Annotated in this window: 17 protein-coding genes and 1 tRNA gene; 9 read left to right on the top strand and 9 right to left on the bottom strand. The window is 67.3% G+C overall.

Annotated features, from left to right (window positions below):
• The first annotated feature begins 30 nt into the window (after positions 1-30).
• The 3 genes from ACFXHA_RS31425 (at position 31) to ACFXHA_RS31415 (ending at position 2,934) form a co-directional block, all read left to right on the top strand.
• Entirely contained in the window at positions 31-1,227 is a 1,197-nt protein-coding gene (locus ACFXHA_RS31425; RefSeq protein WP_379362584.1) for a DUF885 domain-containing protein, read from the top strand.
• A 212-nt stretch (positions 1,228-1,439) separates the two neighbouring features.
• Positions 1,440-2,735: a serine hydroxymethyltransferase gene (glyA, locus tag ACFXHA_RS31420; protein WP_379362709.1), complete on the top strand. Its 1,296-nt coding sequence runs from the start codon at positions 1,440-1,442 to the stop codon at positions 2,733-2,735.
• A 125-nt stretch (positions 2,736-2,860) separates the two neighbouring features.
• Positions 2,861-2,934 (top strand) — tRNA-Ala (locus tag ACFXHA_RS31415).
• 45 nt (positions 2,935-2,979) lie between these two features.
• On the opposite strand, the gene ACFXHA_RS31410 is transcribed toward ACFXHA_RS31415, so the two are convergent.
• From ACFXHA_RS31410 to ACFXHA_RS31400, 3 genes are all read right to left on the bottom strand, one after another.
• Entirely contained in the window at positions 2,980-3,846 is an 867-nt protein-coding gene (locus tag ACFXHA_RS31410; RefSeq protein WP_379362583.1) for a pirin family protein, read from the bottom strand.
• 99 nt (positions 3,847-3,945) lie between these two features.
• Positions 3,946-4,254 (bottom strand): glutaredoxin domain-containing protein, encoded by a 309-nt coding sequence (locus ACFXHA_RS31405; RefSeq protein WP_379362582.1) that lies wholly within the window; start codon positions 4,252-4,254, stop codon positions 3,946-3,948.
• A 46-nt stretch (positions 4,255-4,300) separates the two neighbouring features.
• Positions 4,301-4,573, bottom strand: coding sequence for a hypothetical protein (locus ACFXHA_RS31400; RefSeq protein ID WP_379362581.1), 273 nt, complete (start codon positions 4,571-4,573; stop codon positions 4,301-4,303).
• Between the two features lie 22 nt (positions 4,574-4,595).
• Between ACFXHA_RS31400 and ACFXHA_RS31395 the strand changes: the two genes are divergently transcribed.
• The 4 genes from ACFXHA_RS31395 (at position 4,596) to ACFXHA_RS31380 (ending at position 8,238) form a co-directional block, all read left to right on the top strand.
• Entirely contained in the window at positions 4,596-4,982 is a 387-nt protein-coding gene (locus tag ACFXHA_RS31395; protein ID WP_379362580.1) for a DUF488 domain-containing protein, read from the top strand.
• A gap of 285 nt (positions 4,983-5,267) precedes the next feature.
• Entirely contained in the window at positions 5,268-6,614 is a 1,347-nt protein-coding gene (locus ACFXHA_RS31390) for a PhoH family protein (RefSeq protein WP_379362708.1), read from the top strand.
• 143 nt (positions 6,615-6,757) lie between these two features.
• A complete protein-coding gene (locus tag ACFXHA_RS31385) occupies positions 6,758-7,270 on the top strand; it encodes an LGFP repeat-containing protein (RefSeq protein ID WP_379362579.1) in 513 nt (170 codons plus the stop codon).
• 104 nt (positions 7,271-7,374) lie between these two features.
• Entirely contained in the window at positions 7,375-8,238 is an 864-nt protein-coding gene (locus tag ACFXHA_RS31380; RefSeq protein ID WP_379362578.1) for an acyl-ACP desaturase, read from the top strand.
• A gap of 243 nt (positions 8,239-8,481) precedes the next feature.
• Here the strand turns inward: ACFXHA_RS31380 and ACFXHA_RS31375 are convergent, their stop codons facing one another.
• Together ACFXHA_RS31375 and ACFXHA_RS31370 are read right to left on the bottom strand one after the other, a co-directional pair.
• On the bottom strand, positions 8,482-8,907 hold the full coding sequence (locus tag ACFXHA_RS31375) for a limonene-1,2-epoxide hydrolase family protein (RefSeq protein WP_379362577.1): 426 nt from the start codon (positions 8,905-8,907) through the stop codon (positions 8,482-8,484).
• 67 nt (positions 8,908-8,974) lie between these two features.
• Positions 8,975-9,709, bottom strand: a complete 735-nt coding sequence (locus ACFXHA_RS31370; protein WP_379362576.1) for a TetR/AcrR family transcriptional regulator — start codon at positions 9,707-9,709, stop codon at positions 8,975-8,977.
• 106 nt (positions 9,710-9,815) lie between these two features.
• Between ACFXHA_RS31370 and ACFXHA_RS31365 the strand changes: the two genes are divergently transcribed.
• Positions 9,816-11,015, top strand: a complete 1,200-nt coding sequence (locus tag ACFXHA_RS31365) for an FAD-dependent monooxygenase (RefSeq protein ID WP_379362575.1) — start codon at positions 9,816-9,818, stop codon at positions 11,013-11,015.
• A 290-nt stretch (positions 11,016-11,305) separates the two neighbouring features.
• Here the strand turns inward: ACFXHA_RS31365 and ACFXHA_RS31360 are convergent, their stop codons facing one another.
• Together ACFXHA_RS31360 and glpX are read right to left on the bottom strand one after the other, a co-directional pair.
• Positions 11,306-12,706, bottom strand: a complete 1,401-nt coding sequence (locus ACFXHA_RS31360; protein ID WP_379362574.1) for a class II fumarate hydratase — start codon at positions 12,704-12,706, stop codon at positions 11,306-11,308.
• 158 nt (positions 12,707-12,864) lie between these two features.
• Positions 12,865-13,896, bottom strand: a complete 1,032-nt coding sequence (gene glpX / locus ACFXHA_RS31355) for a class II fructose-bisphosphatase (protein WP_379362573.1) — start codon at positions 13,894-13,896, stop codon at positions 12,865-12,867.
• A gap of 129 nt (positions 13,897-14,025) precedes the next feature.
• On the opposite strand from glpX, the gene ACFXHA_RS31350 reads away from it, so the two are divergent.
• The gene (locus tag ACFXHA_RS31350) at positions 14,026-14,607 is read left to right on the top strand and encodes a DUF4245 domain-containing protein (protein ID WP_379362572.1); all 582 of its coding nucleotides are present in this window, start codon (positions 14,026-14,028) and stop codon (positions 14,605-14,607) included.
• Here ACFXHA_RS31350 and ACFXHA_RS31345 read toward each other — a convergent pair whose 3' ends face one another.
• Both ACFXHA_RS31345 and xseA read right to left on the bottom strand, forming a co-directional pair.
• Entirely contained in the window at positions 14,608-14,829 is a 222-nt protein-coding gene (locus ACFXHA_RS31345; protein WP_379362571.1) for an exodeoxyribonuclease VII small subunit, read from the bottom strand.
• On the bottom strand, positions 14,829-16,046 hold the full coding sequence (xseA, locus tag ACFXHA_RS31340; RefSeq protein WP_379362707.1) for an exodeoxyribonuclease VII large subunit: 1,218 nt from the start codon (positions 16,044-16,046) through the stop codon (positions 14,829-14,831). Before xseA ends, ACFXHA_RS31345 begins: the two co-directional genes overlap by 1 nt.
• Between the last annotated feature and the right edge of the window lie 71 nt (positions 16,047-16,117).

Here is a 16,117-nt window from a genome sequence, read left to right as displayed (position 1 = left end):
GACGGGGATCCGATCGCATAGGGTCGAGGGATGGCAGCGCATCCACTCGTGACCGATTATCTGCGGCTGGGACTGGCCTTCGACCGGCTCGAAGAAGGGTTCGTCGACGCCTTCACCGGTGATCCCGCGCTGCGGCGCGAGGTGGAGAACGCGCCCGCGCCGGACCCGCGCGACCTTGCGCATCGAGCCTCCGCGCTGCGCAAGGAACTTCCCGACGCGGGCCTGACCTCCGAGCGCACCGAATTCCTGGACGCGCACCTGCGCGCCCTCGAATGCTCGGCTCGGAAATTCGCGGGTGAGGACATCTCCTTCATCGATGAGGTGGCCGCCTACTTCGATGTGGATATCGCGCCCGGCGATACCGAGGACTACCGCGAGGCGCACCGGCAACTCGACGAGACACTGCCCGGCGAGGGCGCGCTGCTCGACCGCATCACCGCGCACCGCCGGCAGGACGAGATTCCGCCCGAGCGGCTGCAGGAATGCGTGGACGCGTTCTCCGGCGCGCTGCGCGAACTCGTGCGCGAGCGGTATCCGCTGCCGGACAACGAGCATGTGGAATACGAAGTGGTGGGCGACAAGCCGTGGTCGGGCTTCAACTACTACCTGGGCAACTATCAGTCCCGGGTCGCCATCAACTCCGACCTCAAGCAGCACATGTCGCAGTTGCCGCACCTGATCGCACACGAGTCGTACCCGGGGCACCACACCGAACACTGCCGCAAGGAAGCCGGACTGGTCGGTGCCGGCCAGGACGAGCAGACGCTGTTCGTGGTGAACACCCCGCAGTGCTTGATGGCGGAGGGCCTCGCGGACCTGGCGTTGAAGTCGATCGTCGGGCCGGGCTGGGGTCGCTGGGCGCAGGAGATCTACGCGGATCTGGGGCTGCGCTTCGATGGCGAACGCGCCGAAAGCATTTCGGCCGCGTCCGGGAATCTGCTGGGTGTGCGCCAGGACGCGGCGCTGCTGCTGCACGATCGCCACAAGGATGCCGACGAGGTAGCGGAATTCCTGCAGCGCTGGAGCCTGGTGACGCCCGAACGGGCCCGTCAATCCCTGCGGTTCCTGTCCTCGCCGCTGTGGCGGGCCTATATCTCTACGTACGTGGAGGGCTACCGCCTGCTCGGCGGCTGGCTGAATCACGCGGTGGATGCCGAGGACCGGTCCGAGCGGTTCCGTCGCCTGCTCGACGAACCCCTCACACCTGGTGCGATCCGCCGCATGTGAAGACGCGTCGCCCGCCACGATAGGATGGCCGGACCGCGACTGGCGCACTCGAGGTGGAATCAACCACCGGGAAGCACCGAAGTCCGGCACCGCGCGCCTGGGTGCCTGGCGATCCCCGACAACTTCGGGGTACCCGAAAGCGGAGGTGTGCCATGAGCGACACAACCAACCCCTCGATCGGCGCGGCGGCAGCGGCCAATACACTCGGCGGCGTGACCCAGACGAGCGCCTCTGTCAACAGCCAGTCCCTCGCCGAACTCGACCCCGAGGTCGCCGCCGCGATGGGAGGGGAGCTCGCTCGCCAGCGCGACACCCTCGAGATGATCGCCTCGGAGAACTTCGTGCCGCGCGCGGTGCTGCAGGCGCAGGGCAGCGTGCTCACCAACAAGTACGCCGAGGGCTACCCGGGCCGCCGCTACTACGGCGGCTGCGAGAACGTCGACATCGTCGAGGATCTGGCCCGCGCCCGCGTCACCGAACTGTTCGGCGCGGATTACGCCAACGTGCAGCCGCATTCGGGTGCGCAGGCGAACGCGGCCGTGCTGCACGCGCTGATGACCCCGGGCGAGAAGCTGCTCGGCCTCGACCTCGCGCACGGCGGCCACCTCACCCACGGCATGCGCCTGAACTTCTCCGGCAAGCTGTACGAGGTGCACGCCTACGGTGTCTCCAAGGAAGACCACCGTGTCGACATGGACGAGGTGCGCAAGCTCGCCAAGGAGACCCAGCCGAAGGTGATCGTCGCCGGCTGGTCCGCCTACCCGCGGCAGCTCGACTTCGCGGCCTTCCGTGAGATCGCCGACGAGGTCGGCGCGTACCTGTGGGTCGACATGGCGCACTTCGCGGGACTCGTTGCCGCGGGCCTGCATCCGTCTCCCGTGCCGCACGCGCACGTCGTCTCCTCCACCGTGCACAAGACTCTCGGCGGCCCCCGCTCCGGCCTGATCCTGGCCAAGGAGGAGTTCGCCAAGAAGCTCAACTCGGCCGTGTTCCCGGGCCAGCAGGGCGGCCCGCTCATGCACGCCATCGCCGCCAAGGCCGTGGCCTTCAAGATCGCCGGCACCCCCGAGTTCGCGGAACGCCAGGCGCGCACCATCTCCGGCGCGAAGATCCTCGCCGAGCGCCTGACCCAGGCCGACGCCAAGGCCAAGGGCATCACCGTCCTCACCGGCGGCACCGACGTGCACCTGGTCCTGGTCGACCTGCGCAACTCGCAGCTCGACGGCCAGCAGGGCGAGGACCTCCTGCACGAAATCGGAATCACCGTGAACCGCAACGCCGTTCCCTTCGACCCCCGCCCGCCGATGGTCACCTCCGGCCTGCGCATCGGCACCCCGGCCCTGGCCACCCGAGGCTTCGGCGACGCCGAATTCACCGAGGTCGCCGAGATCATCGCCGCCGCCCTCACCGGCTCCACCGACCTGGACGCCCTGCGCCAGCGCGTCGCCAAGCTGGCCCAGGACTTCCCCCTCTACGAGGGCCTGGAAGACTGGCGCCTGCTCGGCTGAGTTTCGGCCGAAAGACCAAGAGCCCGCCCCGATCTCAGGATCGGGGCGGGCTCTCGTCTGTGGCGAGCCGGGGCAACCGAAACTCGGATGCTGCCGGATTGCATGACTGATAGCTTGACCTCGGGGCATGGAGTAGCTCAGTTGGTAGAGGTCTCACTGGCAGTGTGAAGGTCGCGGGTTCGATCCCCGCCTCCATGCCCCGCCACATCCTCAACAGTGCGGCGGGTTCTGCGGATACCGCGGGCTACAAGCGGGCCAGGCGGGGGATGGGGCCGAACTTGCCGCGGCGGAAGTCGAGGTAGGCCTGTTCGATGTCGTCTCGGGTGCCCATGACGAAGGGGCCGCCGAAGACGATGGATTCGCGAATCGGCCTGCCGGAGAAGACCATCAAGGTGGTGGGGCGATCCGGGTCGGTGCCGACCAACTCCAGGCCGGTCGGGTCGGTGACGTTCATCGGATCCGACCAAGCCACCTGGCCGTCCGTGACGGGGGTGCCGCCGACGGTTGCGTCGCCTTGGATGGCGTAGACGAAGGCGCGGTCCTCGGGGGCGAGGAGCGGGGTGTAGCGGCTGCCGGGCTCCAGGGTCACGATGAGACCCGTGATGGGCCACTGGTTTTCGGCCGGGCCGGTGATCTCGGATTGGCTGCCGGAGACGACGCGGACCAGTACGCCGGGTGCCTCGATCCGGCCCTGATCGGCCAGTCGCAGGTCCTGGTAATGGGTTTCGGTCATGCGCTGACCGTTGGGGAGGTTGAGCCACAGCTGCAGGGTGTGCGCGAATTCGTTGTGGTAGGCCAGTTCTCGATGGATGATGCCGCGGCCCGCGGTCATCCACTGGACGTCACCGGGTTCGAGCGAACCCGCGTGGCCGAGGCTGTCGCCGTGTTCCAGCATGCCGTCGAGGACGACGGTCACCGTTTCGAGGCCGCGGTGCGGATGCCACTCGAAACCCGGTGTGGAGAACCAGTCTTCGGCCATGAGCAGGAACGGGTCGGTGCGGGTGACGTCGTCGGGGGCGATGATCAGCGCGTTCTTGTCGACCTGATCGGTCGGCCCGCCCATGGCCTTGGTGCGGACGCGATCGACCTTGCGTGCGACGGCTGTGGTCATGCTCACTCCTCTCAGCGGCCGGAGGGGCTCCGGATTTTGGTGACACATCAACCAACTGAGTAGGGGGTGGGGGTATTCCCAGAGTGTGGGAACGCCGGGTCAGAACGCGAAGAACCGCTTCCGGCCGCCGGTGAGCGACGGAGCGTCGGCGCGCACGGTCGCGATGAGCTGCTTCGGATCCGGGTTCACCCAGTTCCGCTCGGTGGAACCGTCGCGCAACACCACGGTCGGCACCGTCTCGTTCCCGTCGGCGACCGAGCGGACGAAGGCGGCCGCCTCGGGGTCCTCCCAGATGTTCACCTCCCGGTGCACGATGCCGTGACGGTTGAGCGTATTGCGCATCCGGGCGCAGTACGGACACCCGGGGCGGCGATAGACGACTAGTTCCGGGACGGCATCGACGGTCATATCGGGAGTCTACGTCCGGCGCGAAACCCGCTGCCGGATAACCGAATCAGGCGTGCTTGGCCAGGTAGTCCACGTACATCGGCCGCAGCACCTCGCCGATCTGGCCCTCGCCCGCGTGCACGTAGTCGTCGAGCATGGGCAGCACGTACTTGATGTCGGCCTCGCTCTCGCCGAGATCCCCGGCGGCGGCCTCGGCGGCCGGAATGGACTTCAGCAGCTCCCACAGGAACTTGATGTCGCCGCGGCGGGCCGCGAGCTTCACGGCGCGGTCATGCAATTCCTTGGTGGAGAGGCTGTCCAGATCCTGAGTTTCGGCCATGCCGTCGACTCTAATGGAGGGCATGACACCGCAACCGAACTACCGGGTCAAGCGCGTGTACGACGCCCCCGACGCGGACGACGGCCGTCGCGTACTGGTCGACCGGCTCTGGCCGCGCGGCATCAGCAAACAGGCGGCAGGTATAGACGAGTGGGCCAAGGATGTGACCCCCACTACGGAGCTCCGCAAATGGTTTCATGCCGATCCACTGACACGCCGTGCCGAGTTCGAACGGAGGTATCGAATCGAACTCGCCGACGACGAGCATCGGGAGGGTTTGGCGCGTTTGCGTCAGGAGGCCGCCGAGGGCCCGTTGACCCTGGTCACGGCAACAAAGGACCCCGAGCACAGCCACCTCCCGGTACTGCTCGATGAATTACGCGAAACACGCAGAGCGGACAGGCGTTAACGCGATCTTCACCAATGTGCCCGACAGTCGGGCAGCCGGATCGCGATTTCGCCGGTAGCGTCGGGAGTGCGGGCCGCGTAGGTGTGGCTCGTACGGGAGGTCCTGATCGTGACTGAGCAACTCAGTGCGAGGGGGCCGGCACCCGGCCCTCGGGTCGCAAGACCCCAAGGCTGACCGGCCCAGCGAGAACGCTCGCGCGGTGTCGCGCGAGTGGCAAAGGAGCCCACCGTGACTGATGCACGCTCCGTCATTGCTCCCGCCCGGGACGCAGGCACTCAGCAGAGCCTGCCCACCAAAACGCAGGGAGTTCGCGCCTCGCAATCGTCCGAATCCGGACCGGCGAAAACATTTGTTGTCGATACGTCGGTGTTGCTGTCCGACCCCTGGGCCCTGATCCGCTTCGGCGAGCACCATGTGGTGCTGCCGCTGGTGGTCATCAGCGAACTCGAGGCCAAACGTCACCACCACGAACTCGGCTGGTTCGCGCGCGAGGCGCTGCGCATGCTCGACGACATGCGTTTGGCGCACGGTCGGCTCGATCAGCGGGTGTCGGTCGGCACCCAGGGCGGAACACTCCAGGTGGAGTTGAACCACACCGACCCCACGGTATTGCCCGCCGGATTCCGCACGGACAGTAACGATTCCCGCATCCTGGCCTGCGCACTCAACCTGGCTGCCGAAGGGCAGCGGGTCGTGCTGGTGTCCAAGGACATTCCACTGCGCGTCAAGGCGAGCGCGGTGGGCCTGCGGGCCGAGGAGTATCACGCGCAGGACGTGGTCACCTCCGGATGGACCGGCATGGTGGAGCTCGAAGTCGACACCGCCATTGTCGACAAGCTCTACGCCGAGTCGATCATCGATCTCGATGAGGCACGGGACATGCTCTGCCACACCGGGATCCGGATGCTCAGCCCGCGCGGCAGCGCGCTGGCGCGAGTGACTCCGGACAAGCGGGTGCAACTGGTGCGCGGCGACCGCGAAGCCTTCGGGCTGCACGGCCGCTCGGCCGAACAGCGGATCGCACTGGATCTGCTGCTCGACGAGAGCATCGGCATCATCTCGCTCGGCGGCCGGGCCGGCACCGGTAAATCGGCGCTCGCGCTGACCGCCGGACTCGAAGCCGTGCTGGAACGGCGCACGCATCGAAAGGTGGTGGTGTTCCGTCCGCTCTATGCGGTGGGTGGACAGGAGCTCGGCTATCTGCCGGGCTCCGAAGCCGACAAGATGGGGCCGTGGGCGCAGGCCGTCTTCGACACCCTCGAGGGGCTGGCCAGCCCCGAGGTGATGGAGGAGGTGCAGGCGCGCGGCATGCTGGAAGTGCTGCCGCTCACCCACATTCGCGGCCGCTCACTGCACGACTCTTTCGTGATCGTGGACGAGGCGCAGTCGCTGGAACGCAATGTGCTGCTCACGGTGCTGAGCCGATTGGGCAGCGGGTCGCGGGTGGTGCTCACCCACGACGTCGCCCAGCGCGACAACCTGCGGGTCGGACGACACGACGGCGTGGCCGCCGTGATCGAAAAGCTCAAGGGCCACCCGTTGTTCGCACACGTCACCCTCACCCGCAGTGAGCGCTCGCCGATCGCGGCGCTGGTGACCGAGATGCTGGAGGAGTTCGGGCCCAACTCCTGAGGCCCCTGTAAGTAGGACCCGCCCGGCCGGAGAGCGACTCGCCCTCCGGCCGGGCGATCTTTCAGCGTGTGTTTCAGTTCCCCGGCGGCGGGGTAGTTTTCGGTGAAAATACCAGCTCGGCCGCACTTTTCGGGAGGATGGAAATGAACCACTTCGCTCGACGCACGGCTGGCATCATCGCGGCGCTCGCGGTCGTAACCGCGCTCGGCGCGGGTTGCGACAAAAACAAGGACAGCAACTCGGCGTCCGCCACGACCACCACCACGGCGGCCGCGGCCGCGGAAACCACTACCGCCGAAACCAAGGTCTCCACCCCGAACGGCGAAATCGCGCTCAGTGGAGCCATTCTCGACAAGTACAACCAGATGGGCGGTGCCACCAGCCCGCTCGGCCTGCCCACCGGCGCGGCCAAGGAAGCGCCCGACGGCGGCTGGGTGCAGGAATTCGACGGCGGCGCCGTCTACGCCAGTTCCGCGCACGGCACCCACGTGGTGTGGGGCGAGATCCGCAAGGCGTGGGAGGACAACGGCGGCGCCAGCGGCAAACTCGGCTACCCCACCAGCGACGAATACGACATCGCCGGCGGCAAGCAGAGCGACTTCAGCGGCGGCTCCATCACCTGGACCGACAACAAGACCACGGTCACCGAGAAGTAGCAGGACCGGTCCGGGGCAGCGCGCCCCGGACCTCTTTCGGTCATAGCGGATGTGAATACCTGCGAAGATCCCCACATTTGCCCGATTGCCGCTAGGTTGTTCCGGTGCAGAATGCTTTGTCGGATCGGGACCTGCTGGTATCGCTCGCGTCGGACGTGGAGGCGAACCTTGATCGCCACATCGCCGTGGCCGCGGAGTGGCAGCCCCACGATTACGTGCCGTGGGCCGATGGCCGCAACTTCGAGTTCCTCGGCGGAACCGACTGGGAGCCCTCGCAATCCGAGCTGAGCGAGGTCGCCAAGACCGCGCTCACCGTGAGTGTGCTGATCGCCGACAACCTGCCCGCGTACCACCGCGAACTCGGCAAGTACCTCAACCGCGGCCCCTGGTGGCGCTGGGTCGGCCGCTGGACCGCGGAGGAGAACCGGCACGAGATCCTCATCCGCAACTACCTCATGGTCACCCGCGCCGTCGATCCGATCGCGCTGGAGCGGATGCGCATGGCGCACATGACCACCGGCTTCCGCCGCCCCGGCATGCACCTGCTCGACGTGCTCGCCGCCGTCGCGTTCGAGGAGACCGCCGCCGCGGTCCGCCACCGCAATACCGCGCGCGCCGCCGACAACGTCATCGTCGCCACCATCGCCGACCGCCTGGCCGCCGACGACGAACTGCAGGCCGTCTTCTTCGCCAACCTGGTCACCGCGGCCCTCGACCTGGCCCCCGACCAGACCGTGCGCGCCATCGCCGACCGCATCGCCGACTTCCACGTCCCCACGGTCGAACTCGCCGACGGCCGCAACAGCGACGACGTGCTCGCCGAAGCCGGCATCTACGACCGCGCCGACGAGCCCGCCCTCGTCTTCACCCCGCTGCTCGACGAGTGGAAGATCTTCACCCGCACCGACTTCAGCGAGGAAGGCGAAAAGGCCCGCGCCGAGCTGGCCCACCTCCGCCCCACCGCATAACCCCAGACCAAAATCCCGCGCTACTGAGCCCCGATCGGGCCCCTCTTGCGTGGTTCGATGCCGACGCCCGCCGCGAATCTGCCGGCGGGCGTCGCGCTGTCCCGCCTTCCCGCGACTTCAGCGCCGGACTGGGAGCCGTCGGCGTTCTGCATGCGGGCCGGCGGTCGCGTGCCGAAACAATCTTGGACGTACCCGGGGAGTTACCCCGATCGGCGCGAAATCAGTTGTCCTGCCGACATTCGGCTATCGCTGTGGGAGGACCGAGCGGACGAGGCCGACGATGGTGCCGCGTAGGAAGTTCTCCCAGCTGAAGTGGTCGTGCCACAGCACGATTCGGCCGTCGCGGAAGGCGAAGGTGCCGCAGACCCAGAAGGAGATCTCGAGGGGGCCGACGCGCAGGTAGTCGGTGCGTTCGGTGAGGACGGTGCCGTCCTCGGTGGCCGCGATGTGGTGCATGTCGGCGCGGAAGCCGTAGCGGGGGCTGTTGAGGGCGTTGAGCACCCAGCGCACCCGATCCACGCCCTTGATGTCGGGAAGCGAGGTGTTCTTCCAGACGATGTTCGGGTCGACCAGCTCCAGGGCCTCGCCCACGATCTTCATCTCCATCGCCGCGAAGAACTCGCGCACCGTGGTGACCGGATCCTGCTTCAACTCGGGTAGCTCTGACATGAGCCGAGCGTAAGCCGAAAGCGGCCCCCGGCACAGGGGTCTCAGGTGAACTCGTGTCGCGTCTCGATCAGCCCTCGCGTCGCGTTTCTATCAGCGCGCCCAGACCGTCGAGGATGCGGTCGATGCCGAAGGTGAGGGCATTGCCCGCTTCGGGATCGGGCTTGGCGCCCACTGCCGCAGCGAGGGCCGCGATGGCATACGGGAAGCGTTCGGCCTGCGCCGACAGCACCGTGCCGAGTTCGCGAGCCAGCTGCTCCTCGGCCGGGTCGTCGCTCGCGGTGGCCGCGACCTGCTGGGCGACCTGGCGGGCGTGGCCCAGCAACAGCGCCACCGAGTCGAACTGCTCGTCGAAGTTCAGTCCGGTGTCGGCCAGCACGCTCAAAGCCGTGTCCAACCAGGCCAATTCATTGGGGCCCATGGGGCGGATGCCGGCGGTCAGCTCCCCTGACCACGGGTGCACGATCACCCGTTCGTAGAAGGTCTCCGCCCACGGCCGCAGGTAGGCGCGCCACGGCTGCGGCGAATTCGCCTGCGCGGCGGTGATTTCCGGTGGTCCGCCCAGGGCGGTGTCGATCATGAGCGCGGTGAGCTCGGTGCGGCCGGGGACGTAGCGGTAGAGCGCCATCTTGGCGCAGCCGACCCGTTCGGCCAGGCGCGCCATCGACAGGTTGGCCAGTCCTTCCGAGTCGGCGATCTCGATGGCGTCGGCGACGATGCGCTCCAGCGTCAGGGATGGTTTCGGGCCACGTCGGGGGCGGTCGGGGGTGCCCCAGAGCAGTTCGAGGGTGGTCGGTGCCGGCATGGTCGCCATCTTTCCGGATTTCGGGGTTGACAAGAAACTGCGTCCACCATACGCTCTTAAACATCAACAGCGTCCGCCGGACGCAGTTACCGAAGGAGTCACCGATATGCGCACCACCACCGTCCTCATCTCCGGAGCCAGCGTCGCCGGTCCCGCCCTCGCCTACTGGCTCAACCGCTACGGCTTCCAGGTGACCGTGGTCGAGAAGGCCCCCGCCCTGCGCAGCGGCGGCCAGGCCGTCGACTTCACCGGTGAGACCCACATGACCGTGCTCGAGCGGATGGGCGTGCTCGACGACATCAAGCGCCGCCAGACCGGCAAGACCGACTGGGTGCTGGTCGACGAGGACGGCACCGAACAGGCCGTCATGGCCGGCGAATTCCTCGGCGGTGACATCGAGATCCTGCGCGGCGACCTGGCCGAGATCCTCTACAGCCGGACCGCCCCGGAGTGCGAATACCTCTTCGGCGACACCATCACCGGACTGCGCGAGACCGGCGACGGCGTGGTCGTCGAATTCCAGAACGCACCCGCGCGTGTCTTCGATCTGGTCTTCGGCTGCGACGGCATCCACTCCCGGGTGCGCAAGCTCGCCTTCGGGCCCGAAGCCGACTTCGTCACCCACGACGGCTACTACTACGCCATCGCCGGCGCGTCGGTCTGGAAGGACATGCCGGAGGGCGACCGCGGCCGGGCCCGGTCCCTCGGCTGCAACACCCCGGGCCGCTTCGCCATGAACGGCGGCAACAAGGCCCAGCAGATGTACCTGTTCGCCTCGCCCGAACTCGACTACTCGCGCGACGATTTCGATCAGCAGCGCGGCATCGTCGCCGACCGCTTCGCCGGAATGGGCTGGGAGGTGCCGCAAATGCTCGCCGAGCTGCCGCACCTGGACGACTTCTACCTCGACGCCATCGCCAAGGTGAAGATGAAGAACTTCAGCAACGGCCGGGTGGCCCTGGTCGGCGATGCCGCGCACGGGCACACCCTGAACGGCTTCGGCACCGGCTCGGCGATCGTCGGGGCCTACGTGCTGGCCGGGGAATTGGCGGCGGCCGACGGGGACTACACCGTAGCGTTCGCGCGCTACGAGGAGATCATGAAGCGCCTGCTGCGCAAGGCCGAGGAGGCGGCCCCGGGCCGGTTCATCGCGCCGCGGACCGCGCGTGGACTGCGCTTCCGCAACTGGTTCGTGCGCTCCCGCGGCTTCAAGATGATGGTGAAGTTCGGTGAGAACGCCAAGAACGACATCGAGCTCATCGATTACCCGGGGCAGGTGGGCGCGTCTTCGCGTGAGGCGCGGTGAATTCGTGCGGCCGGGTGGATCACACATCCCACATGGATATGGCGGCCAGGGCCGCCATATCCATGTGTATGGAGCTCAGAGAATTCCGAGGATCGTAAAGATTGTCCCGGCTGCGCCGGCGAGACCCAGGGCGGCGAGGAAGCCCGCGAGTGCTAGCAACATGGTTCTTTCCTTTCATGGAACATCCGCGTTTGCGGACACTCAGCTAATCGCAGGCTATGAGTGATCCGTTTCACAGTTTGTTTCAGAAAAAGAAAATAGGTTGCTGACCGGGCTCGGTTCTCGAATTACTACTCCGGGTCGTCGACTTTCGCCATCGACAGGACGTCGAGACGGCGGTCGAGTTCCTCGACAGGGAGCTTGTCGCTGATCAGGCCCCGATCGATGACCGTCTGGCGGATTGTTTTCTTCTCCTTCAGCGCCTGCTTGGCCACCGCGGCGGCCTCCTCGTAACCGATTACCGAATTCAGCGGAGTCACGATCGAAGGCGAGGATTCGGCCAGCTGACGCAGGTGCTCGACATTAGCGATCAGCCCCGATACGCACTTATCAGCGAACAATCGGGAAACATTGGCCAGCAGTCGAATCGACTCCAGGACATTCCGGGCCATCACGGGGATATAGACATTCAATTCGAAAGCGCCGTTACCGCCGCCCCAGGCAATGGCAGCGTCATTTCCGATGACCTGCGCGGCCACCTGGGTAACCGCCTCCGGGAGAACGGGATTCACCTTGCCCGGCATAATGGAGGAACCCGGCTGCAGATCCGGCAACTGCAATTCGCCCAGACCGGTCAGCGGACCCGACCCCATCCACCGAATATCGTTGGCGATCTTGGTAAGACTGATGGCCACCGTCCGCAACGCACCCGACAGCTCCACCAGTCCGTCGCGGGCAGCCTGCGCCTCGAAATGATCGCGGGCCTCGGACAGATGATCCACGCCGGTCGACTTCACCAGCTCCGCAACGACTTTCGCGCCGAAACCGGCGGGCGCGTTCAGGCCCGTGCCGACCGCGGTCCCGCCGATCGCCAGCTCGCCCACCCGCGGCAGCGTCGCCAGCAGCCGTTCGATGCCCGCGCTCACCTGCCGGGTGTAGCCGCCGAACTCCTGGCCCAGCGTCACCGGGACCGCGTCCATCAGATGGGTGCGACCGGACTTGACCGTGTACTTCCACTCCTGCGACTTGTCCAGCAGCGCCAGCCGCAGATGATCCAGCGCCGGGATCAACTCCCGGATCACCGCCTCCGCGGCCGCGAGATGCGTTGCGGTGGGGAAGGTGTCGTTGGACGACTGCGACATGTTCACATCGTCGTTGGGGTGCACGGTGACGCCGTCGCGGGCCGCGATGCTCGCGATCACCTCGTTGGCGTTCATGTTCGAGCTGGTGCCGGAACCGGTCTGGAAGACATCGATGGGGAACTGGTCGTCATGCTTACCGTCGGCGATCTCGGTCGCGGCGGCGATGATGGCATCCGCCTTCGCCTTGTCCAGCAGCCCCAGATCCCGGTTCACCGCGGCCGCCGCCGCCTTCAGCAGGCCGAGCGCGCGAATCTGCGCGCGCTCCAAGCCACGTCCGCTGATCGGGAAGTTCTCCACCGCGCGTTGCGTCTGCGCTCGCCAGAGGGCATCGACGGGGACGCGCACCTCGCCCATCGTGTCGTGTTCGATCCGGTACTGGGTCTCGGTCATGAGTCCGACCATAGGCCCGCGCACGACGCCGTGGGGGTGCCACGCCTGAGGGAATCAGCACACCACGCGCCGGGAATAGCGCGGCCCGCCGCAACGCGAAAGCAACCGCCCCGGTGGATGGATCCACCGGGGCGGCAAGCTGTTTCGATGCGCTGGGATCAGGGCAGCGGCGGGGTGGCGTGCTCGTCGCCGACGAAGTCCACCGACGCGTACTCGCGCAGCTTGGTCAGGCGGTGGTAGGCGTCGACCAGTCGGACCGTGCCGGACTTGGCGCGCATCACGATGGACTGGGTGTACGCGCCGCCACCGTAGTAGCGCACGCCCTTGAGCAGATCGCCGTCGGTGACACCGGTCGCGCTGAAGAAGACGTCGTCACCGGAGACCAGATCGTTGGTGCCGAGGATGCGGTCGAGATCGTGGCCGGCGTCGATGGCCTTCTGCTTCTCGGCGTCGTCCTTCGGGGCCAGCTTGCCCTGCAGCGCGCCACCCAGGCAGCGCATGGCGGCCGCGGCGATAATGCCCTCGGGGGTGCCGCCGATGCCGATCAGCATGTCGACGCCGGATTCGGGACGGGCACAGGCGATCGCGCCGGCCACGTCACCGTCGGAGATGAGACGGATGCGGGCGCCCGCGTCGCGGACCTGCTTCATGTAGTCGGCGTGGCGGGGGCGGTCCAGGATGCAGACGGTGAGGTCGGAGACCGAGGAGTTCTTGGCCTTCGCGACCCGGCGTAGGTTCTCCGCGATCGGGGCCGATAGGTCGATCACATCGGCGGCGTCGGGGCCGACGGCGATCTTCTCCATGTAGAACACGGCCGAGGGATCGAACATCGCGCCGCGCTCGGCGACCGCGAGGACCGAGATCGCGCCGGGGGAGCCCTTGGCCATCAGGGTGGTGCCGTCGATCGGGTCGACCGCGAAATCCAGTTCCGCGCCGGTGCCGTCGCCGACCAGCTCGCCGTTGTACAGCATGGGCGCTTCGTCCTTCTCGCCCTCACCGATCACCACGATGCCGCGCATGGAGACGGTCGCCACCAACTGCCGCATCGCATCGACGGCCGCGCCGTCGCCGCCCTCCTTGTCACCCCGGCCGACCCAACGGCCCGCGGCCATGGCCCCGGCCTCGGTGACACGGACCAATTCCATCGCTAGGTTGCGGTCCGGTGCCTCACGGCGGCTGGATGCGGTCATGACGAGAGCCTCCTTGTTTCGTCTAAATCTGGGTAAATTGTCGCATTGCGGTTTCCGGTGCTCGGCACGTACTTACGTTTCCCGCCACCGTGAGCTCGGTCGCAGCTGTGCCCCATGGATACTGGGTGCGTGTCGTACCAAAAGCCGCGCAGTCAGAACGACTACAAGGACCTCATCTGGTCGCTCGCTCCGCTGGTGCTGATCTGCTTGGTCATCGCGGGCATCGCCAGCCAGTGCTCGTTCTCCACGGGCGGCCCCAAACAGGGCCAGATCCCGAACTTCGACGCGAAGGCGGCACTCACCGACGACGCGCGGCTCATGCCCTTCCCGATCCGGCTGCCGGCACTGCCCAATGACGGGGACGACAAGTGGACCCCCAACTCCGGCAGCCACTTCACCATCACCGGAACCGGTGGCGGCGACGTCAGCACGGTGGGCTACATCACGCCGCAGGGCACCTACATGCAGTTGAGCCAGTCCAACGCGACCGCCGATGCCATGGCCAAGAAGTACGCACCCACCCCGAAGGCCACCGGCACCCAGCAGCACGGCGACCACATGTGGAGCGTCTACGCCGAACAGGGCTCCGAGTCCGCCTGGATCGCCGACTTCGGTGACGTCCGAGTCCTGATCAAGGGCGCGGGCAACGGCGACGCCTTCGACACCCTCGCCACCGCGGTGGTCCGGGCGCAGCCGCTGCCGCGCGGCTGATCACTCGGCCGAAGTACGGTGCGCCAGCGCGTCCTCGACGCGTTTGCGCGCACCGGCCAGATGCTGTTCGCAGCGGGTGGCCAGGGCCTCGCCGCGCTCCCAGAGCGCGAGCGAATCATCCAGATCCATGCCGCCCTGCTCCAGCATCTTCACCACATTGACGAGTTCGTCACGGGCACGTTCATAGCCGAAGGTGGCGATCTCGGCGCGGTCGTCGGTCATCAGGAATCCTTTCGGGGGGTCAGGGATTGGGCGCCGAGGGCGGCGGCGGAGATCGCACCGTCGGCGACCCGGATACGGAGCTGGGTGCCGGGCGGGGAATCCTCGATGGCGCGAACCACCTCGCGGTCCTTGCCGTTGACGCGCTGCACCACCGCGTAACCGCGGGCCAGGGTGGCGGCCGGGCCCACCGCGGAAAGCTTTTCGCGCAGGTGCCGGGTGGTGGTGGATTCACCGGTGAGCCGATGATCGACGGCACGCTGCGCGCTGGTGCGCAGGCGTTCGACCTCGTCGTGACGCTGATCCAGCAGGCGCAGCGGATCGGCCAGCACGGGGCGCGAACGCAATTGGGTCAGGGCCCGGGATTCACGATCCACCCAGCCGCGCAGCGCGGCCGCGGCCCGGGATCGAAACTCCTGCAGCAGCGCGGTTTCGGCGGCCGCGTCCGGGACGATGCGCTTGGCGGCATCGGTGGGGGTGGCGGCGCGCAGGTCGGCGACGTAGTCCGAGATCGGATTGTCGGGTTCGTGGCCGATGGCGCTGACGATCGGGGTGGTGGCGGAAACGATCGCGCGGCACAGGGTTTCATCGGAGAACGGCAGCAGGTCCTCGACGCTGCCGCCGCCGCGCGCCAGCACGATCACATCCACCTCCGGATTCGCGTCCAGGGCGGCGATGGCCTCCAGGATCTGCGGCACCGCGGTCGCGCCCTGCACGGCGGTATTGCGGATCTCGAAACGCACCGCGGGCCAGCGCTGGGTGGCGACCGTCACCACGTCGTGCTCGGCGGCACTGGCGCGACCGGTGATCAGGCCGATCCGATTGGGCAGGAACGGGATCGGACGCTTGAGCCGCGGATCGAACAGGCCCTCCGCGGACAGCAGCGCCTTCAACCGCTCGATGCGGGCCAGCAGCTCACCGATGCCGACCGGCCGAATCTCGGTCACCCGCAACGACACCGTGCCGCGGCCGGTGAAGAACGACAGCTTCCCGTAGACGACGACCCGGCTGCCCTCCTGCAACGGCACCGCCGCACTGCGCAGCAACTCCGGATCGCACGTCACCGACAGCGACATGTCCGCGGCCGTATCCCGCAGCACCAGAAACGCGGTACGCGTACCCGGGCGCACATTCATCTGGGTGATCTGACCCTCCACCCACACCGCACCGAGCCGATCGATCCACTGCGCCACCTTCACCGCGATGGTCCGCACCGGCATCGGGTTCTCGGCGGAGGAGCTCGGCGGCTTCGCGGGCGTATCGGTGGTCACCGAACTGATTCTGTCAGTGC

It is taken from the genome of Nocardia sp. NPDC059240, assembly GCF_042753865.1.
GTDB lineage: Bacteria > Actinomycetota > Actinomycetes > Mycobacteriales > Mycobacteriaceae > Nocardia.
The sequence above is the reverse complement of the archived record's forward strand: the minus strand, read 5'-3'. Positions and strand labels throughout refer to the sequence as shown.

What these genes read in the sequence shown, in the direction of transcription:
- ACFXHA_RS31425 (WP_379362584.1), top strand. Translation starts at nt 31, where the DNA reads ATGGCAGCGCATCCACTCGTGACCGATTATCTGCGGCTGGGACTGGCC.
- ACFXHA_RS31410 (WP_379362583.1), bottom strand. Translation starts at nt 3,846, where the DNA reads ATGACCACAGCCGTCGCACGCAAGGTCGATCGCGTCCGCACCAAGGCC.
- ACFXHA_RS31405 (WP_379362582.1), bottom strand. Translation starts at nt 4,254, where the DNA reads ATGACCGTCGATGCCGTCCCGGAACTAGTCGTCTATCGCCGCCCCGGG.
- ACFXHA_RS31400 (WP_379362581.1), bottom strand. Translation starts at nt 4,573, where the DNA reads ATGGCCGAAACTCAGGATCTGGACAGCCTCTCCACCAAGGAATTGCAT.
- ACFXHA_RS31395 (WP_379362580.1), top strand. Translation starts at nt 4,596, where the DNA reads ATGACACCGCAACCGAACTACCGGGTCAAGCGCGTGTACGACGCCCCC.
- ACFXHA_RS31385 (WP_379362579.1), top strand. Translation starts at nt 6,758, where the DNA reads ATGAACCACTTCGCTCGACGCACGGCTGGCATCATCGCGGCGCTCGCG.
- ACFXHA_RS31375 (WP_379362577.1), bottom strand. Translation starts at nt 8,907, where the DNA reads ATGTCAGAGCTACCCGAGTTGAAGCAGGATCCGGTCACCACGGTGCGC.
- ACFXHA_RS31370 (WP_379362576.1), bottom strand. Translation starts at nt 9,709, where the DNA reads ATGCCGGCACCGACCACCCTCGAACTGCTCTGGGGCACCCCCGACCGC.
- ACFXHA_RS31365 (WP_379362575.1), top strand. Translation starts at nt 9,816, where the DNA reads ATGCGCACCACCACCGTCCTCATCTCCGGAGCCAGCGTCGCCGGTCCC.
- ACFXHA_RS31360 (WP_379362574.1), bottom strand. Translation starts at nt 12,706, where the DNA reads ATGACCGAGACCCAGTACCGGATCGAACACGACACGATGGGCGAGGTG.
- glpX (WP_379362573.1), bottom strand. Translation starts at nt 13,896, where the DNA reads ATGACCGCATCCAGCCGCCGTGAGGCACCGGACCGCAACCTAGCGATG.
- ACFXHA_RS31345 (WP_379362571.1), bottom strand. Translation starts at nt 14,829, where the DNA reads ATGACCGACGACCGCGCCGAGATCGCCACCTTCGGCTATGAACGTGCC.
- xseA (WP_379362707.1), bottom strand. Translation starts at nt 16,046, where the DNA reads ATGCCGGTGCGGACCATCGCGGTGAAGGTGGCGCAGTGGATCGATCGG.